This window comes from Arthrobacter sp. ov407, from assembly GCF_900102895.1.
In the GTDB taxonomy this organism is placed as follows: domain Bacteria; phylum Actinomycetota; class Actinomycetes; order Actinomycetales; family Micrococcaceae; genus Arthrobacter.
Genome location: NZ_FNGD01000007.1, coordinates 84580 through 104653 on the forward strand (window position 1 = coordinate 84580; position 20074 = coordinate 104653).

25 protein-coding genes are annotated in these 20074 nt (G+C 64.1%); 14 read left to right on the plus strand and 11 right to left on the minus strand.

The window, feature by feature from the left end:
* Positions 1 to 348: 348 nt before the first annotated feature.
* Positions 349 to 1080: a hypothetical protein gene (locus BLS42_RS10605; protein ID WP_090580660.1), complete on the plus strand. Its 732-nt coding sequence runs from the start codon at positions 349 to 351 to the stop codon at positions 1078 to 1080.
* 37 nt (positions 1081 to 1117) lie between these two features.
* On the opposite strand, the gene BLS42_RS10610 is transcribed toward BLS42_RS10605, so the two are convergent.
* Positions 1118 to 1702: an amylo-alpha-1,6-glucosidase gene (locus BLS42_RS10610; protein WP_090580663.1), complete on the minus strand. Its 585-nt coding sequence runs from the start codon at positions 1700 to 1702 to the stop codon at positions 1118 to 1120.
* Positions 1703 to 1741: 39 nt separating this feature from the next.
* Positions 1742 to 2314 (minus strand): amylo-alpha-1,6-glucosidase, encoded by a 573-nt coding sequence (locus BLS42_RS10615; protein ID WP_090580664.1) that lies wholly within the window; start codon positions 2312 to 2314, stop codon positions 1742 to 1744.
* Between the two features lie 738 nt (positions 2315 to 3052).
* Here BLS42_RS10615 and BLS42_RS10620 point away from each other — a divergent pair.
* The 4 genes from BLS42_RS10620 (at position 3053) to BLS42_RS10635 (ending at position 6670) form a co-directional block, all read left to right on the plus strand.
* Complete coding sequence (locus BLS42_RS10620) at positions 3053 to 3772, plus strand: hypothetical protein (RefSeq protein WP_256336398.1); 720 nt, start codon at positions 3053 to 3055, stop codon at positions 3770 to 3772.
* A gap of 133 nt (positions 3773 to 3905) precedes the next feature.
* Entirely contained in the window at positions 3906 to 4361 is a 456-nt protein-coding gene (locus BLS42_RS10625) for a hypothetical protein (protein ID WP_090580667.1), read from the plus strand.
* 125 nt (positions 4362 to 4486) lie between these two features.
* Positions 4487 to 5866: an MFS transporter gene (locus BLS42_RS10630; protein WP_090580671.1), complete on the plus strand. Its 1380-nt coding sequence runs from the start codon at positions 4487 to 4489 to the stop codon at positions 5864 to 5866.
* Between the two features lie 27 nt (positions 5867 to 5893).
* On the plus strand, positions 5894 to 6670 hold the full coding sequence (locus BLS42_RS10635; RefSeq protein ID WP_090580674.1) for an SDR family NAD(P)-dependent oxidoreductase: 777 nt from the start codon (positions 5894 to 5896) through the stop codon (positions 6668 to 6670).
* Between the two features lie 13 nt (positions 6671 to 6683).
* Here BLS42_RS10635 and BLS42_RS10640 read toward each other — a convergent pair whose 3' ends face one another.
* The 8 genes from BLS42_RS10640 to BLS42_RS10675 all read right to left on the minus strand — a co-directional run bounded on the left by BLS42_RS10640 (position 6684) and on the right by BLS42_RS10675 (position 12139).
* Positions 6684 to 7436, minus strand: a complete 753-nt coding sequence (locus tag BLS42_RS10640; protein WP_090580677.1) for a lytic transglycosylase domain-containing protein — start codon at positions 7434 to 7436, stop codon at positions 6684 to 6686.
* A gap of 94 nt (positions 7437 to 7530) precedes the next feature.
* On the minus strand, positions 7531 to 7833 hold the full coding sequence (locus tag BLS42_RS10645; protein ID WP_090580681.1) for a DUF4193 domain-containing protein: 303 nt from the start codon (positions 7831 to 7833) through the stop codon (positions 7531 to 7533).
* Between the two features lie 332 nt (positions 7834 to 8165).
* Positions 8166 to 8504, minus strand: coding sequence for a YciI family protein (locus BLS42_RS10650; RefSeq protein WP_090580684.1), 339 nt, complete (start codon positions 8502 to 8504; stop codon positions 8166 to 8168).
* 52 nt (positions 8505 to 8556) lie between these two features.
* Positions 8557 to 9537: a TIGR03086 family metal-binding protein gene (locus BLS42_RS10655; protein ID WP_090580686.1), complete on the minus strand. Its 981-nt coding sequence runs from the start codon at positions 9535 to 9537 to the stop codon at positions 8557 to 8559.
* A complete protein-coding gene (locus tag BLS42_RS10660) occupies positions 9534 to 9926 on the minus strand; it encodes an ArsR/SmtB family transcription factor (RefSeq protein ID WP_256336399.1) in 393 nt (130 codons plus the stop codon). Before BLS42_RS10660 ends, BLS42_RS10655 begins: the two co-directional genes overlap by 4 nt.
* 213 nt (positions 9927 to 10139) lie before the next feature.
* Entirely contained in the window at positions 10140 to 10757 is a 618-nt protein-coding gene (locus tag BLS42_RS10665; RefSeq protein WP_090580688.1) for a TetR/AcrR family transcriptional regulator, read from the minus strand.
* A 145-nt stretch (positions 10758 to 10902) separates the two neighbouring features.
* A complete protein-coding gene (locus tag BLS42_RS10670) occupies positions 10903 to 11580 on the minus strand; it encodes a PAS and ANTAR domain-containing protein (protein ID WP_090580691.1) in 678 nt (225 codons plus the stop codon).
* A 91-nt stretch (positions 11581 to 11671) separates the two neighbouring features.
* Positions 11672 to 12139, minus strand: coding sequence for a YegP family protein (locus BLS42_RS10675; RefSeq protein WP_090580694.1), 468 nt, complete (start codon positions 12137 to 12139; stop codon positions 11672 to 11674).
* Positions 12140 to 12483: 344 nt separating this feature from the next.
* On the opposite strand from BLS42_RS10675, the gene BLS42_RS10680 reads away from it, so the two are divergent.
* The 7 genes from BLS42_RS10680 to BLS42_RS10710 all read left to right on the plus strand — a co-directional run bounded on the left by BLS42_RS10680 (position 12484) and on the right by BLS42_RS10710 (position 16950).
* The gene (locus BLS42_RS10680; RefSeq protein ID WP_090580697.1) at positions 12484 to 12846 is read left to right on the plus strand and encodes an ArsR/SmtB family transcription factor; all 363 of its coding nucleotides are present in this window, start codon (positions 12484 to 12486) and stop codon (positions 12844 to 12846) included.
* Between the two features lie 92 nt (positions 12847 to 12938).
* The gene (locus tag BLS42_RS10685; protein ID WP_090580700.1) at positions 12939 to 13373 is read left to right on the plus strand and encodes an SRPBCC family protein; all 435 of its coding nucleotides are present in this window, start codon (positions 12939 to 12941) and stop codon (positions 13371 to 13373) included.
* A 27-nt stretch (positions 13374 to 13400) separates the two neighbouring features.
* A complete protein-coding gene (locus BLS42_RS10690) occupies positions 13401 to 13760 on the plus strand; it encodes a DUF1801 domain-containing protein (protein ID WP_090580704.1) in 360 nt (119 codons plus the stop codon).
* Between the two features lie 223 nt (positions 13761 to 13983).
* Positions 13984 to 14571: a ferritin gene (locus BLS42_RS10695; RefSeq protein ID WP_090580707.1), complete on the plus strand. Its 588-nt coding sequence runs from the start codon at positions 13984 to 13986 to the stop codon at positions 14569 to 14571.
* A 141-nt stretch (positions 14572 to 14712) separates the two neighbouring features.
* Entirely contained in the window at positions 14713 to 15648 is a 936-nt protein-coding gene (ppk2, locus tag BLS42_RS10700; protein ID WP_090580710.1) for a polyphosphate kinase 2, read from the plus strand.
* 55 nt (positions 15649 to 15703) lie between these two features.
* Entirely contained in the window at positions 15704 to 16390 is a 687-nt protein-coding gene (locus tag BLS42_RS10705) for a DUF998 domain-containing protein (protein ID WP_143019179.1), read from the plus strand.
* 137 nt (positions 16391 to 16527) lie between these two features.
* Entirely contained in the window at positions 16528 to 16950 is a 423-nt protein-coding gene (locus BLS42_RS10710; RefSeq protein ID WP_090580715.1) for a GNAT family N-acetyltransferase, read from the plus strand.
* A gap of 81 nt (positions 16951 to 17031) precedes the next feature.
* Here BLS42_RS10710 and BLS42_RS10715 read toward each other — a convergent pair whose 3' ends face one another.
* On the minus strand, positions 17032 to 17916 hold the full coding sequence (locus BLS42_RS10715; RefSeq protein WP_090581172.1) for a methyltransferase family protein: 885 nt from the start codon (positions 17914 to 17916) through the stop codon (positions 17032 to 17034).
* Positions 17917 to 18378: 462 nt separating this feature from the next.
* Here BLS42_RS10715 and BLS42_RS10720 point away from each other — a divergent pair, with 462 nt between their 5' ends.
* Both BLS42_RS10720 and BLS42_RS10725 read left to right on the plus strand, forming a co-directional pair.
* Positions 18379 to 18711 carry a TfoX/Sxy family protein gene (locus BLS42_RS10720; protein WP_090580718.1) on the plus strand — a complete coding sequence of 111 codons (333 nt, stop codon included), beginning with the start codon at positions 18379 to 18381 and terminating at the stop codon, positions 18709 to 18711.
* Between the two features lie 260 nt (positions 18712 to 18971).
* Positions 18972 to 19964: a patatin-like phospholipase family protein gene (locus BLS42_RS10725; RefSeq protein WP_090580721.1), complete on the plus strand. Its 993-nt coding sequence runs from the start codon at positions 18972 to 18974 to the stop codon at positions 19962 to 19964.
* Positions 19965 to 20074: the final 110 nt, after the last annotated feature.

Here is a 20074-nt window from a genome sequence, read left to right on the forward strand (position 1 = left end):
GCGCCCGTATTCCCCGCTTGCCAAGGAGTAACACGCGGCTTCTGGCAGCCCGGTAACTGGTCCAAGGCCATGGCCGCTGGACCTGCGGAAACTTCCTTAGCCGTATCCCGGAGCAGCCATTGCCCGCGCGCAGACAGTTGGCCGTCCGCGGCCCGGAAGCCGCGCTCCCCCACTCCCCCAACTAACCAGGCGTTGAAGTGATCCGGGCCCTCAACCGCCGCCGTTGGCGTGCGATGTGCGCAAAGGCCTAGGAGATGTCCTCCAGGGCGCATATGCTGTCCCGATTCACGGTTCTTTGCCGGGCGTCTACTAGAAACTGCCCGGCACGACATCACCTTGGGGGACAACATGTTCGGTAGGTCCAACCGCAAAAACGACCCGCCCCGCGACGGCGCAGCGCCATCCCCGGCATCCGATCCCATTCCGGGAGCGCAACTGGCTGGCCGGATCATCTTGGAACGGCTGCTCGGAGTAATGCGCGACGAGCGGGGCGTCCATGTCGAGTCCTTGGCGACCGCCCTTGGTGCGCTGGCCGGGCGGGCGTGCCAGATCGCAGCACTGGAAGGGCTCCACTCAGGCGAGGCAGAGTATCGGGGATTGTCACTGCTGACAGTCGGTGGCGCCAACGGCGACGAATACTTCGTTGGCGATGCCATCAACCGTCCGCTCGCCGAGTCCAACTACTCCGTCTGGAGTCTGGTGGCTGGGGCAGCCCAGCACTACGGCGCCCAGGTGCCGGACCTCAACGAGCTGTTCCACCACAGCGCGAGCACCCTGGGCGGAGCGGAGTTCGGTCTGCCGCGTTTCGCTCCGGGAACGAATGCCGGTGGCACGCCTCGGAGCTACCTGACCATGTGGGAACCCCTGCAAGCACCCGTCCGGCAGGCTGCGCCCCGGCCGGAGCAGTGGCCGGTGGCCTATGGCCTTGCCGTCCAGAACCTGTTCGCGATGGCAAAGGACCAATTTGACCTTGGTGTCCTGACCCGCGTAGTCATGGACAGCGCCATCGCGACGTCGAAACTCAAGCTTCCCCAGCCAACCCCGGCACACGCCGGCCTACCGACCGGGCCGGAGGGATAGAACCCGGGCGCGATACCCGAATATCCCTGAGATCCAGTCAGGCTGGAAGCACTGTCACCTGGCCGCTTGCTTCAACGGCCACGCTGAACCCCGCCCCGGCCGCCTGGAGGCCGTCCACGCGCAAGGCGCCGAACGGCGTCGGACTGGTGGCGGAGCTTGCCGGCAAGGCTCCGCCTCCCTGCGGCGTCAGACCCAGCGTGGCCAGCACCATGGGAACTGCCGACGCCGCTGCCCAAGCTTGCGGACGGCACGACGCCGGGTACGGCAGCGGGCCGCCCTCCTCCGCGGTATCGCCGGAGAAGAGTTCCGACAAGCGGTAGTCGAAACCCTCGGCCGCGTCCAGGAGTGCTGTCGCAAGCTGCGCGGCCTCGCCCGGGTGGCCCGCCTTGGCCATGCCCTGCAGGATCACTGCAGTGTCGTGGGACCAGACGGCTCCTGCGTGGTACCGCAACGGCCAGTACCCCGCGTTGCCCGTGTCCAGGGTGCGGATCCCGAAGCCCGAGAATATGGACGGGTGCATCAGGCGCTGCACCACCACGGCGGTCTCCTCGGCGTTGAGGATTCCCGTGCCGAGCAGGTGGCCCATGTTGCTGGCCACGCCGTCCACGGCGCGCTTGTCCACATCCAGCGCAATGGCCGGGTACGGGCCGAGGTGGTCGGCTCACCAGAAGGATGCCCGGAATTTGCCGGCCAAGCCTTCGGCATAGTCCCTCCATTCGGCGCCGCCCGGACGGCCGAAGGCGTCGAGCAGATCGGCGGCGTTGACGGCGGCCTCATAGGCATAGCCCTGCACCTCGGCCAGAGCGATGGGTCCGGTGGCCAGTGAGCCGTCGTTCCACCGGATGGAGTCGCCGGAGTCCTTCCAGCCCTGGTTGGCCAGACCGTGGCCGGTCTCATCGATGTACTCCAGGAACCCGTCACCGTCGGCGTCCGCCCAGTCCTTGAGCCACTCGAGCGCCCGGTCCAGGTTACCGAGCAGGCCTTCGACTTCAGCGGCGGGCATGCCCCATTTCCAGGCGTCGTGGAGCAGGGAAACCCACAGCAGCGTGGCATCGACGGTGCCGAAGTAAACCGGCGGCAGGGCCAGCCCCTCGTAATCGCTGCCCTCGGGAAACCGCAGTTCGCCGCGGCGCACCTCGTGCAGGATCTTCCCCGGCTGCTCCGCGGTCTTGACGTCGAGCCGCGCGCCCTGCCGCGCGGCAAGCGTCCGCAGGGTGCCGGCAGCGAGCCCCACACCGTCCGGAGAAGCCGGGACCCGGCGACCGTTTCGACGAGTTGAAGCCCGTCCGGCTGCCCTGACCGGGCCGGGCCCTTCAGCGTTTGGGCGCAGGATCATGCCGGTCGGGGCTGGCGCTCGGCCCCGCAAGGCCGGCCCTCGGGCCGGCCTTGTTGACCCGCCGCTTTCGCTGGCGGCAAGAATTTCATTACTGGTCAGGCTGCTGGGCCCTTCTCAAATAGCCGGATCAGGGCCATCATTCCTGCTAAGCAAGTTCGGAATCGGCAGTGGTCTCAAGCGATGGAGAGGGGGCAATCTTCCCTCGGTGGATCGCACCGAGAGACCTAATCCGCGCCTTTCGGGCAACTTTGTCCCGCTTCTTGAGCGCAGTCCGTCAGCTTGAGCCTGAACGCACCTCCAGTCGGGGGATGGTGGCGTAGACAGGCCGCTGGAAGCCATGGAATTCCGACAGCGAAGGCCACCGAAATGTTCCAGCCACACGAGCGTCGAACACTGCTGGGTTCCGCTCTCATTCTGTTTGTCGCAGCCTCCACAGTCGTGTCGTGTTCCGGGCAGAACGCGGCTCCTGCGCCGTTCACGTCCCCAGGGACCACCGACTCAACCTCGCCGACGGCAGCGTCGGCGACTTCGTCCCCGACTCCGACAGGCCCCGCACTCTGCGGACCAGGGACGGCCATTACCTTCGACCCGACCGCCTTCCCCGAATCACCGAACATCGACAACAAGTGGTTCCCGTTGACGCCGGGCATGCAGTACACGACGACGGGAACAGTCACGAACGCCGAAGGTTCCACCAAGCGCACGGTTGTCCACTCCGTTACCGGGCTGACCAAAGTCATCAACGGCGTCAAAACCCGGGTGATGTGGGACCAAGACATCTCTGACGGTGAGCTGGTGGAATCCGAATTGGCCATGTTTGCCCAGTCGAACAGTGGAGCGGTCTGGCTCTTCGGTGAGTATCCGGAGGAGTTCGAAGGCGGCAAATTCATTGGCGCGTCGAAGGCTTTTATCAGCGGCATAGCCGGAGCCGAGGCAGGTATCGCGATGCCAGCCGAGCCGCGGATTGGCACGCCGGCCTATCCGCAGGCGCACGCGCCGGCAGTGGGTTTCCTGGACTGCGGGGCCGTTCTTAAGGAGAATCAGCGAGTGTGTGTTCCCACCGCGTGCTACGAGGACGTTCTGGTGATTGATGAACACAACCCGCTGGAACCGGCCGATGGCCACCAGCGGAAGTTCCATTCGGCCGGCACGGGGCTGGTTCAGGTGAAGGCCGTGGGCGGCGCGGACCAGGAAACCTTGAACCTGGTGAAGGCGGAACAGCTGTCCGACGCTGGCTTGAAGAAAATCAACGAGCAGGCACTTATCCTCGAACAGCACGCTTACAAGCTGGGGACGAGCGACTTCGCAAAGACGCCCGCTGCCGAACTTACAACGGAGAGCACCGGCGGCAAATGATCAACCGCGGACATTCCGGTGGTGCACTCCCGATAGGTTTTTGACTGTGCCCACGACAGTCAGTGCGCCGTTGACATCATCCTGTCCTGCGCAGTTCCTATAGGCAGCTGGGATTCTCGAAGGAGTGAACACAATGGTTTACACCGCTGAGAACTGGCCCATCACCGCCGCCCTCCTGCAGTTCCCGGGAACCGACGCGCAGGGCAACCACGTCAACGACGCCGATGCCGCCGTCTGGGCCGAGGTCTTCACCGAGGTCAAGGACACCGGCTTTACCGACGCTGACCCCTACTCCAACTACTTGCACATGAAGAACTACATCCGCGACGAGGACGTGGCCCGGGACACCTACGTCGCGATGCCGGCCCCGATGGAAAGCGGCCTCATTAACTACCGCGAGGCGTTCAAGGTGGCCCTGTCCGTGGGCTTCCAGGGCATCCTCTGCACCGAACACTACGGCGGCGACGGCCTGTCCGTCACCGCCCGCAACCAGGACTACCTCCGCCGCCAGGTCCTACCCAAGACCGACCGCTACGCCCTCGGAAAGAGCCAGGTTGCACAGGGCCGGCCGAGCGCACCCCGGAACTGATCGCCTACCGGAACAGGGCCTACGTTGGGAGTACTCAGTCTGGTGACTACTGCGTCACAGAGTGGTACACAGGAATTGTTCCGCTGAGGAACCCGGCGGGCTCGTTTCAGACATCGAGGTGCACCATGACTTCCATGAATCCCGCTAACCATCTCGACGAGCTGGGCCAGCGCACTCTGCGCAGGGCACGCCGCCGCATCATGCCGCTGGTCGTCCTGCTCTACTTCATTGCATATCTGGACCGGAACAATGTCGGCTTCGCGAAGCTGACCATGAGCGAGGACATTGGCCTGAGCGCATCGGCCTATGGCCTCGGCGCAGGCATCTTCTTCCTCGGCTACGCGCTGTTGGAAATCCCGAGCAACGCCGGCATGTACAGGTTCGGCGCCCGCAAATGGATCGCCCGGATCCTTATCTCATGGGGCATTTTCGCCACGGCGATGTGCCTGGTGAACGGCGCGACCAGCTTTTACATCGTCCGGTTCCTGCTGGGTGCGGCCGAGGCAGGGTTTTTCCCGGCCATCTTGTTCTACTTGACGCTCTGGTTCCCGTCTGCCCAGCGCGTCACGGTGCTGGGCATCTTCATCCTGGCGCAGCCCGTCTCCAACGCCCTCGGCGCACCGGTGTCGGGCCTGCTGCTGCAGATGGACGGCATCTGGGGCCTGCAGGGCTGGCAGTGGCTTTACATCATTGAGGGCGTCCCCGCTATTATTCTCGGCATTCTGACCCCGTTCCTGATGACCGACCGCCCCAGCCAGGCGCATTGGCTGGCTGACGACGAGCGCGAATGGCTGACTAGGACCATGGACGACGAGCTTGCCCGGCACCAGAAGGGCCGGTCGCATCACTTCCTGGCCGGCCTCAAGGACCCGCGGACCATTGCCTACTCAGCGCTGTACTTCGGGCTGGTCTGCGGTATCTACGGCCTCGGGCTGTGGATGCCGACGATCGTTGCCGCACTGGGCGACTTCAGCACCTCGCAGGTCGGTTTCATCGTTGCCATTCCCTACACGATTGCGGCGGTTTTCGTGTACTTCTGGGGCAAGCGCTCGGACCGTACAGGTAACCGGGTCCTTCATGCGACCGTCAGCATGGTCATGGCGGCTATTGGCCTCTTGGCTGCCGGCTACCTGGTCGAGGTGAACGCGATCCTGGCTCTGGTGGCCCTGACGCTCGCGGCCATGGGTATTTACTCCGCTATTGCTCCGTTCCTGGCCATGCCCTCGACGGCCCTGGTCGGCGCTGCGGCAGCAGCCGGGCTGGCTATGGTGAATTCGCTCGGTAATCTGGGCGGGTTCGTGGCTCCCTACGCCGTGGGGCTGTTCAATGACGCCACGGGAGACAACCGTTCCGGCCTTGTGTTCCTGTCGGCCTGCCTCGGCATCACGGCCGTCGCCACCTATCTCTACGCACGCAAGCGCCCGGAGGGACATGTGAGGCCGGGTACGCCGTCCACGGTCGCTGAGGAAGCTGTAGCTTCCGACGACTTCGACACCAAGAATTGACCATCAGGCGACGAGGGGCTGAGGGACATGACTCAGCAAGGAGCGTTTCCGTCCGGGCGGTCGGCGGTGCTTACTGGCGCCGCCTCTCCCCGCGGCATCGGACGGGCGACGGCGGAATTGCTCGCCAGCGGAGGCTGGGCGGTTGCGATTCTGGATATCGACGGCGACGCGGCGCGGAAGGCGGCGGCGGAAATCACCGACATCTATGGCGTTCAGGCGGTCGGGGTGGGCGCGGACGTGTCCGATCCGGCAGCCGTCAACGCTGCCATCGACGAGGTCGAATCAACGCTGCCGCCGATCATTGGCCTGGCCAACCTGGCCGGCATCAGCTCACCCACGGAGTTCATGGACGAGACCCTCGAGGCCTGGGAGCGGGTGTTCAGGATCAACATGACTGGCACGTTCTTAGTTACGCAGCGGGTGCTTAGGGGAATGATCGAGCGGAAGCTGGGCAGGATCGTGAGCGTCTCGTCCATCTCCGCCCAGCGTGGAGGCGGCACCTACTCCAAGGTGGCCTACAGTGCTTCGAAGGCAGCCATCATCGGCTTCACCAGGGCTCTGGCCCGGGAAATGGGCCAGCACGGAATCACGGTCAACTGTGTGGCTCCAGGTCCCGTGGACACTGACATCATGGGCGGAACACTGACGGAAGAGCGCAAGGCCGCAATGTCAGCTGACATCCTGGTGGGCCGGGTGGGAACCGTGCGCGACATCGCCGCGCTGCTGGTGTTCCTGATGGGCGAGGACGCCGGCTTCATCACGGCCGCGACGTATGACATCAACGGAGGACTGCAGATTTCCTGACCGCACCGTGGTGCTATCCGGCAGTGCCCGACTGCGCGGCGTAGGCGGCGGCCCGGTCGCGAACGTGGTCCACGTAGGAATCAGACTGGTTGTAGGAGTAGATGGCGTCCGTCCAGCCCGTGGCGGTCGTAAGGTCACCGCCGTGGGCGCACAGGTACGAGGCGGCACTTAGCGCGGCGTCGTCGATATTGAACGGGTCCGCTTTCCCGTCACCGTTCCCGTCCCGCCCTGCCAACTGCCAGGTCGAGGGAATGAACTGCATGGGTCCGACGGCGTGGTCCCACCGGGCGTCGCCGTCCAGGGCGCCGGCGTCCGTATCATGGATCGCGGCGAAGCCGTCGCCGTCGAGGCTCGGACCGACAATTGGCCTGCCCGCCTGCCCGGCATTGGTCAGGCTTCCGCCGCCGTAGGTTCCATGGCCGGATTCGACGAAGCCGACCGCCGCCACCGTATTCCAGCCGATCCCGCACGCCGGAGCGGATTCGTTGGCCGCACCGGCCGCAGCCACATAGGCCCGGAGCGCGCGTGCAGGAATGTCCGTTTGCGCGGCGGCATGCATGAGCCACTGGGCGTCCGCGCTCCGGGTAATGTTAACGGCGGAGGTGATGCCGGAGGACAGCGTTTCGAGTTTCGCCGCCGCCCGGGGCGGTGGGGGCAAAGCCGCGCGGGTCTCCGCGCCGGAGAACCGGAGTGCCCAAAACAAAAATCCGGTGATGACGCAAAATGCGAACAGGCCGAGGACTGCCAGGCGTTTCAGTCGGAGCATGGACTAGCTGGACCTGCCGTGGCCGATGCCGATCCGCTGATCCGGAACGGCCCGGAGAATCGCCCCGGTGCCGCACCCACAAGGGGCCATCGTCCTACCCTTCACAGTCGACGCAGTAGGCGTGGCCGTTCTTTTCGCGTGCCATTTGGGACCGGTGCCGGACCAGGAAACAGGAGTAGCAGGTGAATTCGTCCTGCGCCTGCGGGATGACCTGTACGACGAGCTCCTCGGCGACGAATTCCCCGCCCGGGCTGATCGCATCATCGAAAGCGTCCGTCTCATCCAGCTCACGGACAACGCTGCGGGCATCCGGGGCGTTCGCGGATTGCAGCGCCTGCAGGGAAATATCCTGCGACTCCTTGACGTCGGATCGGACTTCGTCGTAATCGGTTGCCACGGGGGTAACTCTCATTCCTATGTTTAGTTCTGACGGGAAGCCAACGTACACCATTGCACGCTTCCCTGCGTCATGTGAACGAAGTCCTTCAGGCCGAGCGGAGTCGCGGGGCCGCCTCGCGCGTGACGGGGCCGGCGCCGCGCCGCCGCCGTGCACGGCACGGCACGGGACGAAAGAATCCTCAAGGATATGGCCGAATGTTGCGTTCCCGGCGCGGTGCTGCCGGTTCGGCCCCAGGCCGGCCGGACGGAACAGCCAGGACGCACAAAAGCGTGTTCGCCGCTGCCTTGGAGCAGCGGCGAACACGCCTTGAGCATCGGGTCGAGCCGCTGCTACATTCCGGGGATCTGCTGGGCCTCGTGAACCTCGATTTCGCAGCCGCCCGGCATGTTCAGGTGCGGGTGCTGCTTGGCGAGTTCCACGGCTGCCTCAAGGTTTTCGGCCTCGATGATGCTGTATCCGGCGACCTCGCGCTGGCTCGGTGCCGTGGCTCCGCCGGCGGAGACGCGGACCCCGTTGGTCAGGGGCGTTCCGAAGTCGATCAGGCCGCTGCCGACCTTACCGGCCCACGCGTTCCACTGTTCCATGACGGCTGCCATGTCCTCCGGTGCGGGCGGCGCGGCCTCGGCGGGGGTCATGGGGGCGTGGTAGATAAAGACGAACTTGGACATATTGTTCCTGCTTTCCTGGGGTGTCTTTGACGGATATCGGGTTGGAAAAATTTCAGACGGTGACGGTCCTGCCGGTGAACGCGATCAGGCGCTCCAGGCTGCTCGCGGTCTCCGCGACCGGCTGGGCCGCGGCAAAGCTGCCGCTGGCGCGGACCTGGTCCGAGATGGTCACCAGGGCCAGGGCCTCGACGTGATCCGTGACGACGTCGGAGACGACAAGTTCCTGGCCTGTGGCCTTCGCGAAGTCCCAGGCGTGGACGAGCAGCTCGAGGTTGATGATTCCGGCGACGACGGTGGCGGGCAGTTCGGCGAAGCCCATGTCGATGGTGCCTTCGACACCGCGGCGGCTGAATGCCTCCAGGGTGGCCTGCGCGAGTCCGGCGATGCGCACCTCCGGGCCTGCCCCGGCGTCGTCTGTCACGTCAGCGCCGAGGGCGCCGCCGACATGCTTCAGCGAACCGGCCAGGTGCTCCAGCAGCTCGTGTGCCGTGAAGTCTTCGCAGGGGGTGGCCTTCTCCCGGTCTTCCGGAGTGAGCTTTCGCAGCACGCCAAGGAGTACGGCAAGCGATGCCTCGGCAGAGCTGATGTGATCGATCGAGTCCGGGGCTGCTGACCACTCGTCAGGACCGGCGCCGGCCGGGGAGGAAGTTTCGGCGATGAGGCGGTCCAGGTAGTGGTTCCAGCCCTCGGCATGTGCTGCGGCCTGTTCGGTGGTGAGGCCATCGTGGACCAAACGGAGCGTGGTGCCTTCGGAGTCGGGCTCCAGCGTGATCGACACGGTGGAAGCGCCCGGCGCCAGGTCCATTCCAGATTCCCAGCCCCAGGTGAAGACGATGCGCTTGCCCGGCTCGATCTCCTGGAAAGTGCCGGCGGCGTGGTGGCCCGGAGTGACGGTCCAGCGGTATTCGCCGCCAATCCGAAGGTCAACCCGGGCCGCCACCGTCTGCCAGCGGCGCAGACGTTCCGGCTCGGTGATGAGTGCAAAGGCCTCGTCGGCGCCGACGGGCAGGTGAATGGTCTTATCGAACGTCATGAGAGTGGTCCTTTGTCTTGAGGCGAAGTATCTGAATTGGTCGTGTGATGTTGCGGAGGCCCGTGACGCTGTGCGGCAAGTGCGGCCGCATCTGATGCCAGCAGATCCAGTTCGTAGGTCCAGAACTGCTCAACAAGTTCACGGAGCCGGCCCATTCCCCTCGGGTCGAGCCGGTAATACCTGTTCCGCCCGTCTTTGCGGGCAGACACCAGGCCGGCCTGCTCCAGTAGCAGCAGGTGCTGGGATACTGCGGAGCGGCTCACCGTGAAGTGGGCGGCCAGTTCCCCGACCGCCTGCTCGCGGCTCGCGAGAAGATGCAGCAGGCGTCGCCGGTTCGGCTCCGCAGCAATCTCCAAGGCATCCAACACAAAGAATACGTTAGTGGCCACTAACGTATTCTGCAAGTGCAAAGCGGTCAGAGGGTCAGGTGATGGGAGTGCGGTAGGTCTGTGGGTCGGCGCCGGCGCCGGGGGCACGGCGCTATGGCAACGACGGCGCGCCCGGGCCGTTAGAGGTATCGGTTTGCGTTTAGGAAGCTGCGGCGTTGCGCAGGGTCAGGGAGGAGCCGCGACCGAACGCGGAACACTCACCCGGTAAAGCGGCTATAAGCCCCGGTGGTGTTCGATGAGCCAGCGCGCCATCTGCTGGGCGCGCTTGGACGCCAGCGTGTCCCCTTCGGTGGCCGAGATGATGGAGCCCTTCATCAGGATGTGCCAGGACCGCGCAAATTCCTCGGGGCGGTCCAGCCCGGCTTCCTCGGCCAGGGCCTGGATGTGGCCCCGGATGCGGCTGAGGTAATCGATGCTTGCCTTCCCCAGCGGGTGCCCGGGCCCCATCTCCAGCAGGACGTTGATGAACGAGCACGCCTCGAAATCGTCACGCTGGAACCAGTCCCCGAAGACGTCGAAAACGGCGAGCAGCTGTTCCTCGGGGGTGTTGCCCCTCCGCCTGGCCTCGGCCACGATGAGCTCTACGGTCCACACTTGGTCGCGGAGTTCCAGAAAGGCCAGCACCAAGGCGTCCTTCGACGGAAAGTGCCGGTAGAAGGTTGCTTTGGAGACCCCTGAACTGCTGATCAGCTCATTGATCCCAACTCCGCGGATGCCGCGGCTGGAGAACAACTCGTAGGAGGTGGCGAGAATACGATCCACCGGCTCATCGCGTCCAGCCATGGCTGTGGGGGGCAACAGCGTAGGGCCCGCGGCATCGTCGACAGTCATGATAAAAAAACTTTACACCGGGCCGGGGCGTACAGACCGGTCTGCCTCGGAGTGTGCTAGTAGTCTCCGCTGGATTCCGCCGTGGGCACTCGGCAGGCTCTATGCAGGCCGGCCGGCCAAGGACCCGCTCGGCGCCTTAGGTCCCCTAGGGATGAAGAGCCCGGTCCTCACCACAGCGCGCAGAGAAGCGGCTGTCCAGTGCATGGACGAAGCTGCGGAGGGTGGCGGATTCGTGCGTGTTATTGGCCAGCCGGACGATTGCCGAGGCCGTGTGGGCTAGCTTGATGTTGTGGTGCTGACTGTAGACGGAAAGCCGTTCGAAGGCGGCGTCGGACCCGATGTGAAGAATTCCCATCAGGATGCCCTTGGCCTGTTCAATGAGGCCTCGTGTGCCGATGGCCCCGGCAATGGCCTCGCGGGCGGACCGGTCGCCTTCCAACTGCACTGTCCTGGTGAGATCGAGCATGAAGCCGTCGATGAACAGCAGTTTCCCGTCACCATCCGGCACGCCCTCCCCCGCTGTCAGGACGCGGCGTTCCCGCCGGCGCGCGTCGAAGAGACGGTGATAGTTAGCAAAAAAACCTCCGCCATGGCACACGCCCTCAAAGATTTCCCTGCACCGCCTCCGGTCCTCAGGATGCAGGTGCGACATCAGGACGCCCACGGTGGGCACCACCTCGCCCCGGTGATAGCCGTGGATCTGGTAGATCTGCTCTGACCACTCCAGATCCCCGGAGATCACATCGTAGCGAAAGGTTCCAGCGAGACAGTCCTCGGCGATCAGTGCACTGGAGTAGGCCTGCAACGCCTTCAACTGCGTCATGGCCACGCCTGCCTGCCCGGCTTGCCGGCAGGCGCCCCGCCACGCCCGGCCCGAAAGCGCGCCGGGCGGCTAACATGGCACCCGACGACGGTCAGCACGAGCTGAGCCCGGCCTGAGCGGTTCGCGGTTCCAGCGTCTGCCGCCACCGTACGATCAACTGTCGGTTCCGGGCGACGGCCCTTCCGCCCAGGAAGCGCGCGGCGGACGGGATGCGGAGGCGCGGCGGCCGGACCCGGGATCCGGACGCTCCGTCACGGCCAGATCTCGCCTGTGGGTGCGTCTCATGAGCGTGCGCCTCGTGGGCTCGACGGTTCTGCGTGCTGGCCCCCACCGGAATGTTCTCTGCCCTTGACTGGCGCAGCAGGGCGTCACCCTGCGGTGCCTCAATTTCGGTCACCAACCCCATGCCGGCGTACTCCCGTACTGCGGCGATCCCCTCCACCGCCGATGGCAGGTCCGGGAAGTGCCTCGAGAGGGCAATGACAGTCCCGTCGGGGGCAGTCAGTCGAAATCGGTAGGAAGCGTCGGAATCGGTAAACAGTTCGAACATGCCTGTCATAGAACCCTCCTGGAAGCCGGGACCCAATTGTTCCCGGTGACGCCGTTGTCACCGGGAACAGTCTGAATCCACCCGAGCGATGCCAGCCAACTCATAAAGGACCGGATCGAATTGATGAATTCATGAAAGTCTGAACTACGGCTGTCATCTGCACAAGAGGTACCACTTTGTCTTTCGGCGGCGGGACACGGCAGCGGTCCGGGGCTACGATGTATGTGCACGCTGACCAATCGCGGGAAACTGCGAGACAGACTTTTCTGTCTCGCACGTGTTAGTTTTCCTGTCGGCGGGTTCTGCACAGACGCGCGGCTCAGAATATTTGAATGTGAAGGAGGGAGGTCCCGATGCCGGATGATCTTCCCGCAAGCCTGGTCCTGACCGACGTGAAGGCCGAACTTTTCAAGTCCATGGGCCACCCTGCGCGAATCCAACTGCTGGAAATGCTCGCAGACGGGCCAGTTGCCGTGAGCAGACTGCGCGACATCACCGGCCTGGAGCCTTCGAACCTCTCCCAGCATTTGAGCCTGCTCCGCCGCCAGCGCCTGATTGTCCCCTCACGACGCGAAGGGCGGCTGTTCTATGAACTGGCCAGCCCTGAGGTGAGCGTTCTGCTCGCGGCCGCCCGATCTCTACTCGGCACCCTCCTCCACACCACCAGTTTGACCCTGAGCCCCATGCCTGAGGAACGGGAAGAGGCAATCCGCTAGGTGCCGGCACGGCGGACCGCACGACGTACAGTATGGACAACATCGATCGACCGGCCGGGAATCCGCCTGACGAAGAACCAGTAGGGGTATACATGGCTCACGCCGAGAACGAGACCACGATTAACCGTTCACCGGAGGACGTCTACGCGTTCCTCGCCGATGGGCTGAACAACCCGGCATGGCGCTCGGGCGTTCAGGACATCACACTGAAAAGTGGAAAGCCCGGTGACCTCGGTGCCGTGTACAGCCAGACTCTCACGGGTCCCGGCGGCCGGCCCATCGTCGGGGACTACGAAATCACGGCCGCGGACCCCGGAAAGCATCTGGGCTTCCAGGTCGTGGCCGGCCCTGCCCGCCCGGCCGGTGCCTACCGGCTCAGTGAAGCCCCGGGCGGAACGACTGTTCTGTTCACCTTGGATCTGCAGCCCAAGGGGCTCATGAAACTCGTGGGTCCGGTGATTGTCCGCACCATGAATGCCGAAGTCGCGCAACTGACCAAGCTCAAAAACGTCCTCGAATCCGCATAGGGAAGGCGGCCGCGTAGGTTGGCAGCTATGGAAAACCGGAATCCCGATGTGGATCTGTGGCTAGAGAACTATGACAACCCGCAACGCGAGCTGGTCGCGAAAATCAGGGCGTTCATTCTTGACTGTGACCCGGCAGTGAAGGAAGCCATCAAATGGCAAGCGCCAACCTTCATGTACAAGGGGAACATCGCGTCCTTCTTCCCCAAGGCCAAGAAAAACGTCACCTTGATGTTCCACCAAGGGGCGTCCATCCAGGATGAGGACGGGCTTCTGGAAGGCGACGGCGAAGTGTCCCGTGTCGCCCGGTTCGTCGACGGCGCCGATTTTGAGGCCAAAAAATCGGCTCTCCGGACAGTTATTCTCGCTTGGATCCACGAACGAAGCTAGGACTTGCCTCGGCTTCCAGACGACGGCGCCCGCCACCTAGCAAGAGGTGGCGGGCGCCGTCGTTCTTGTTTGTGGACTAGCCGCCGCGAACAGGAATGGCCGGGTATTGACCGGCCAGCACGCATCGGGGACGCTCGAAGCAAGAGCCTGCTAATCGAGAACCGGCCCTCCCTGGCCGGCCCTGCCCGCAGTTGCCCACACCAAACCACGTAAGGAGATCCCGATGGAATCCGCGAAATTTACCGAGCTGCTGACCCGCCAGGTTGGCAACGAATTCGCCGCCTCCCACCAATATGTCGCCGTGGCCGCGTGGTTCGACGGGCAGGACCTTCCCCAACTGGCCAAACACTTCTACCGCCAGTCACTGGAAGAACGCAACCACGCCATGATGATGGTCCGCTACATCCTGGACCGCGGACTCAAGATCACCATCCCCGGCATTGATCCGGTCCGCAACGACTTCGCGAACGTCGAGGAACCCCTCGCCCTTGCCCTCGCGCAGGAACAGGAAGTCACCGAGAACATCAAGGCAATCTTCGCCGCAGCCAGGGCTGAAAACGACGCTCTGGGCGAGCAATTCATGCTGTGGTTCCTCAAGGAGCAGGTCGAAGAGGTCGCTTCGATGACTACCCTGGTGAACATTGCCCGGCGGGCGGACAACCTCTTCGACATCGAAAACTTCCTGGCCCGTGAGCGCGTCGGAGAACAAGGAGGTGTCGGCGGGCACCGCGGACCCGGCGGGCATCACACCGGTCAGGCCGGAGGGAACCACGACTCCGGCACGCCGGAAGCTGCAGGAGGATCACTCTGACCGGATCCTCAGCCAATCCCTATCGTGAGTTCCACCTGTCGGCTTAGGCTGGTCGCATTCTATGAACTCAGTTGAGCATCGAACGCGGCCAGCGCTATGGAAGGCCGGCGACGGTTCAGCGTGGCCCGAAGGAGGCCGGGGATGACGCAGGCTGACAGAACGTGGACACCCGAGGATCAGGGGTGGCTCCGGGAAAACCTCCGGGAGGCCATCGACCATCTGGTGGAGATGGGGTACACGGTGCGCGGGGGGCAAGGCGAGGATCCGGAACTGATCCACCCCGGCGGTTCGGCCGTGCAGACGTGGCGGGAAGGCTACCCCTACGACGAGCGGATGTCCCGTGAGGAGTACGAGCTGGAGAAATACCAGCTGCAAGTTGAACTGCTGAAGTTCCAGTACTGGGGCCAGGACCAGGAGCTGAGGCACGTGATCGTGTTCGAGGGCCGGGACGCGGCTGGCAAGGGCGGGACGATCAAGCGGTTCACTGAGCACCTGAATCCGCGCTCGGCCCGGGCCGTGGCATTGAGCAAACCCTCCGACCGTGAACTTGGCCAGTGGTATTTCCAGCGCTACATCCAGCATCTGCCCACGGCCGGGGAGATCGTGATGTTCGACCGCTCCTGGTATAACCGGGCGAATGTGGAGCGGGTCATGGGCTTCTGCACGGAACAGGAGTTCGACACGTTCATGGTTCAGGCGCCGCTCTTCGAGAGGATGCTGGTGGACTCCGGGATCCACCTGACCAAGTTCTGGTTCTCGGTGACGCGCCACGAGCAGCGAACCCGCTTTGCGATCCGGCAGATAGACCCGGTGCGGCGCTGGAAGCTCTCACCCATAGATCTCGCCTCCCTGGACCGGTGGGAGGAGTACACAGCAGCCAAGGAGGAGACGTTCCTGCGGACGGACACGGACCATGCGCCGTGGATCACCATCAAATTTAACGACAAGAAGCGGGGACGGATCAACGCCATGCGCTACTTCCTCAATCAGTTCGACTACGAGGACAAGGACACGTCAGTGGTCCACGGCCCCGACCGGCTGATCGTGCGTCGCGGCCGCGACGCCGCCGGCGACTAGACGGACCGTCATGGCCGGCAGGGCAATGAGGCGTTGACGCACTAAGCTTCAGCTTGTGATCTCGAGTTCTGTCCCCGGCCACGCAGCGGCCGTACGTCGGCGCGTCGGACTGGCCGCTGTGGCGGGGATGGTGGGGTCGGTCCTTTTTGTCTCCGTTTTCACCGTTTACGGGTGGCTGTGCCCTGGTTACTCCCCGACGCGCATGTTCGTCAGCGAGCTGTCCCTTGGCCCCTACGGTTGGGTACAGATGCTGAACTTCGTGCTGACCGGTGCCTTGGTGCTGGTGTTCGGTCGCGGCCTCGCGGCTCACTTCAGCACCGGGGCGGCTTCCCGGGCCGGGCCGGTGCTTGTGCAGTGCATGGGGGTCAGCCTGATGGTGTCCGGGGTGTTCGCCACCGACCCGTCGGCGATGTTCGACCAGGCCAGTGCGCATGGTCTCGTGCATGGAATCTTCGGGGCGCTCTTCTTCACGCTAGCGCCCGTCAGTTGTTTCGTTTTCTACCGGCGCTTCCGCAGCGACCGGGCCTGGCGCCCGATGGCGGGCTGGACACTGGCCGCCGGCGTTGTCCTGACTCTCGGGGTTGGCCTGCTCAAGCTCAGCCAGCAGCCCGGGAGCGGGCTCTTCGAGTGGAAGGGCCTGGTGCAACGCGTCATCCTGGTCACGGTCATGGCCTGGATTTTCGCGGTCGCGTTCCGGTTGCGCCACCGCTATCGGGGCGGGGAACCCAGCCTCCAAGCCTAGTCGTCGTACTGATCTTGCCTCCTGCGACTTGGCGAAAGGCGCGCCCATGGCCGCCTATCGAGGCCGCCCGGAGCATCGATCGTCCCGGCAGGCGCAGTGTGCGCGGTATTGATGTGCAGCCATGCGACACTAGACCGATGTCCGGGTTCAGCATCTTCACTTCCAGCGAGTTTTCCGATGCCGAAGTTCTGTCCTTGTACGAGTCTGTGAGCTGGTCCGCCTATACCCGTGACCCGGAGCTGCTCATCAGAGCGATCCGAAGCTCCTCGTTCGTCGTCACGGCTCGGAACGATGGCGAGCTTATTGGTATCGCACGGGTAGTCTCCGACGATGCGACTATCTGCTTCTTGCAGGACATTCTGGTGAAGCCGGCATTCCAGAAAGAAGGAGTAGGCCGGGCTCTACTGACACATGTCCTTGAGAGATACCAGCATGTCCGACAGACCGTGCTCATAACTGACGATGAACCAGGGCAACGCGCTTTCTATGAAGCGATGGGTTTCACCGAGGGGTCCAACTTCAGCCCGGAACCCATCCGCGTCTTTGCGCAATTTCGTTAGTCGAAGATTCTGCGGGTGACTCTCCCAATGACGAGAGTCCGGGCGAGCTTGAACCGCGGTCTCCTGAAAACGAAACAGTCATCATCTCCGAGAGCGCTGCGGCTTCGCTATTTGAGGGATCCAGCAGCGCACTGTGTCGCGATATTGCTGAAACTTTTCACCGAACGGCACCTCGAGGTCAGATTCCTCGTGCGGCCTGACGGCGTAGTTCCACACCAGCGAGCCCACAACCGCGTAAGCGATCACAAGCCATGACTGCACGATGAGGCCGACCGCGGCGCCCTGGACAATGCCCGCGAGGGCCATCGGATTACGAATCCAGCGATACGGACCTGCGATGACCAGGCGGTTGGGCATCGCCGCTGGTAACGGCGTGCCGTCTCCCAGAGTCGACATCACCACTGCCGACCAGATGCCAAGACCGCTGGCGAGTACGAGAACCACGACTCCGACAGGACCTGCACACGATGGAAACGGGAGCGCTACCGCCCAGCGCTGTTCGACAACTGTTATGGCAAAAGGAATTACCACCAGGAAGAACCCCCAGAAGAAGACAATTTGCCCGAATGTTGAAGCCACGTGAGTTGCAGGGGTCGGGCGGTTGATGGCCGGACGGAATGCGAACGGACCGCGGGTGATCCACGCCGTCGGAACGCGCCCTAGCAAGACGAAGCAGAGCGCAATCAACGAACCGGCTGTAGCAGCACCCATGCTGAGCACGCCCCAGCCCGCTTCGGTTGTGATCGTGGCGTACACCGCCAGTGCGACGGCGACGACGCCGGTCCAGCCGGCACTCACTACCGCGGCAGCTCTAACACCAAATGCCGCCACGGCCGAGGCCATGACGAACAGTGGAATGTCGAAGCCAGCGACCGCGACCGGGTCGAGATTGCCGAGGGTCGCTTCGCACACCGCGGGCGACACGAAAACCGCAGCCCACCAGCAGAAGCCGGCAATCGCCTGCATGGCGAAATAGGCTCGACCCCACCGGACCAAGCCCGTCACCGACGCAACCCAAACATCAATAGTCCCTGTCGGCCAGTCAACGAAATTCTTCGAGCAGGCACTCCCCCGCTCCAGGACGTGGCCGTGTTTGCGCCGAAGACAATATTGGCCTCAGCCTACCAATACCGCTGCGTCTGACATCGAGTCGGCGTTTCTTGACAATTCCGGCCTATTTCGTCGTTCTCGTCCATAAACCGACAGATAGCACTGCCAAAAAAGCCCCATATATCGTTGCGATTCACAGATGTCCGCCCCAAAGGCTTGACGGTCTTTTGTCACCTAAACGAACGTATAGCTGGTGGATATTGGATGTCTGCTTGACTGAAGCTCGCCCGGACGGACATTTGACAGCCTGGCCTGGTGCGGCTGCCCCCTCTGCATTGAGGGGTTGTTCCGTCACCCCCGGGGAGGGAGGATGATCCCATGCTGCCCGAGGAGCGTTTCAAAGCGCTGGTGGAGGAACTCGCCGCCAGCCCGGGCGTGAGCATACCGGGGGAACCGGGACGGCGCGGGTTCGGGTCTTCCGCACTGAAGGTCAACGACTCGATTTTCGCAATGATCTCCGGCGGCAAGCTGGTCCTGAAGCTGCCACGCGACCGGGTCGAAACGCTGATCAGGGCCGGAGCCGGCACGCCCTTCGATCCCGGAAAGGGCCGCCCGATGAAGGAGTGGCTCACCGTCACGGGCGACGATGAGGAGTCCTGGCTGGCCCTGGCCCGTGAGGCCCTGAACTTCGTTGGATCCGCCCACCACTGACCACCGGCCACCAACGACACCGGGGCCCTGAGGGCGTAGCGGTCGGCGGCGCGTTCGACAGGCGCACGGCAACCGGCTTGATGCCGATTGCGCACCGTGTCGCTACTGTGCGATCATACCCGTGATCGTGATCCATCGGCAGGAGGTGAGACCCATGAACGCAGTATCCGCAATGGGTGCTCCCCTGCAGTCCACGATCGCGCGACTGAAGTAGTCGCAACCGGGAGCGCCCGCCAGGCAATTCGCGAAAGGCGACTCCCATGAACACAACACCTTCTTCAGCTCTGCACGTCACCTCGACGACGGCCTCCGACCGGCCGAGGTCCGACCAGGATCAGCCGCAGGTCGACGCCACAAAGCGGGTGCGCGCCACGGGCGAGCGAGCGTTGGTCCTCGGTGGCGGCGGATCGACAGGCAACGCGTGGCTGATAGGCGTCATCGCCGGCCTGTTCGATGCCGGGCTGGATGTGACCGAGGCTGATCTGGTCATCGGGACGTCGGCCGGATCGACGGCCGCGGCCCAGATAGCTGGCGCGACCCCGACCGAACTGCTTGCCGCCATCCTTGCCGCGGCGCCCCAGCAACGGACCGGTCCGGTCGGATCCGACGGTGGACGCGTTGCGGTCACGCCGGTGGCGGACCACATGGAGAGAACGAGCAAGATCATCGCCGCCGCTGAGGATGCGGCTGACATGCGCCGCAGAATGGGCGCGGCGGCACTCGACTTGGATGCGGCGTCGGACGGTTCCGGGCAAGCGCGGTGGCGCGCGACCGTCGCCGCGCGGCTGCTCAGTCAGCGTTGGCCGCAACGAACGGTGCTCGTCACGGCGGTCGATGCCCATACCGGTGAACCGGTCGTTTTCGACCGCCATAGCGGAGTCGACCTCGTGGATGCCGTCGCCGCCAGCTGTGCCAGTGGCTTCGCCTACAGGATCGGGGACAACCGATATATCGACGGCGGCTACCGACGCAACGAGAATGCCGATCTGGCAGCCGGATACAGGCGGGTGCTGGTGCTTTCGCCATTCGGCGGCAGAACACGGACGCCGTTGGAATGGGGCATGCATCTTGCAGCACAGGTCGACGAGCTACGCGCTCGGGGCAGCAGAGTCGAAACGATCTTCCCGGATAGCAACTCCGACCACATGTTCGGCGCCAATGCGATGGATCTGTCGCTGCGTCCGCCCGCCGCTCGGGCTGGTTACAACCAAGGCAGTGCCCTTGCCGAGCAGCTCAGCGAATTCTGGCGCTGACGCTCTCGAAATCAGTCGACTCGGTAGGCGTGACGAGACCTGCTGATGCCTCGGTGGCCAACCGGGCCGCGTATCGCTGCAATTGCAACGAGGCAGCCAGCACCCGGACA

Excerpts from the sequence above, each read along its gene's own strand:
- BLS42_RS10715 (WP_090581172.1), bottom strand. The coding sequence starts at position 17,916 with ATGCAGGCGATTGCCGGCTTCTGCTGGTGGGCTGCGGTTTTCGTGTCG.
- BLS42_RS10690 (WP_090580704.1), top strand. The coding sequence starts at position 13,401 with ATGGAAAACCGGAATCCCGATGTGGATCTGTGGCTAGAGAACTATGAC.
- BLS42_RS10605 (WP_090580660.1), top strand. The coding sequence starts at position 349 with ATGTTCGGTAGGTCCAACCGCAAAAACGACCCGCCCCGCGACGGCGCA.
- ppk2 (WP_090580710.1), top strand. The coding sequence starts at position 14,713 with ATGACGCAGGCTGACAGAACGTGGACACCCGAGGATCAGGGGTGGCTC.
- BLS42_RS10655 (WP_090580686.1), bottom strand. The coding sequence starts at position 9,537 with ATGACGTTCGATAAGACCATTCACCTGCCCGTCGGCGCCGACGAGGCC.
- BLS42_RS10695 (WP_090580707.1), top strand. The coding sequence starts at position 13,984 with ATGGAATCCGCGAAATTTACCGAGCTGCTGACCCGCCAGGTTGGCAAC.
- BLS42_RS10725 (WP_090580721.1), top strand. The coding sequence starts at position 18,972 with ATGAACACAACACCTTCTTCAGCTCTGCACGTCACCTCGACGACGGCC.
- BLS42_RS10670 (WP_090580691.1), bottom strand. The coding sequence starts at position 11,580 with ATGACGCAGTTGAAGGCGTTGCAGGCCTACTCCAGTGCACTGATCGCC.
- BLS42_RS10650 (WP_090580684.1), bottom strand. The coding sequence starts at position 8,504 with ATGTCCAAGTTCGTCTTTATCTACCACGCCCCCATGACCCCCGCCGAG.
- BLS42_RS10630 (WP_090580671.1), top strand. The coding sequence starts at position 4,487 with ATGACTTCCATGAATCCCGCTAACCATCTCGACGAGCTGGGCCAGCGC.
- BLS42_RS10685 (WP_090580700.1), top strand. The coding sequence starts at position 12,939 with ATGGCTCACGCCGAGAACGAGACCACGATTAACCGTTCACCGGAGGAC.
- BLS42_RS10720 (WP_090580718.1), top strand. The coding sequence starts at position 18,379 with ATGCTGCCCGAGGAGCGTTTCAAAGCGCTGGTGGAGGAACTCGCCGCC.
- BLS42_RS10710 (WP_090580715.1), top strand. The coding sequence starts at position 16,528 with ATGTCCGGGTTCAGCATCTTCACTTCCAGCGAGTTTTCCGATGCCGAA.
- BLS42_RS10675 (WP_090580694.1), bottom strand. The coding sequence starts at position 12,139 with ATGACAGGCATGTTCGAACTGTTTACCGATTCCGACGCTTCCTACCGA.
- BLS42_RS10625 (WP_090580667.1), top strand. The coding sequence starts at position 3,906 with ATGGTTTACACCGCTGAGAACTGGCCCATCACCGCCGCCCTCCTGCAG.
- BLS42_RS10640 (WP_090580677.1), bottom strand. The coding sequence starts at position 7,436 with ATGCTCCGACTGAAACGCCTGGCAGTCCTCGGCCTGTTCGCATTTTGC.
- BLS42_RS10665 (WP_090580688.1), bottom strand. The coding sequence starts at position 10,757 with ATGACTGTCGACGATGCCGCGGGCCCTACGCTGTTGCCCCCCACAGCC.
- BLS42_RS10680 (WP_090580697.1), top strand. The coding sequence starts at position 12,484 with ATGCCGGATGATCTTCCCGCAAGCCTGGTCCTGACCGACGTGAAGGCC.
- BLS42_RS10635 (WP_090580674.1), top strand. The coding sequence starts at position 5,894 with ATGACTCAGCAAGGAGCGTTTCCGTCCGGGCGGTCGGCGGTGCTTACT.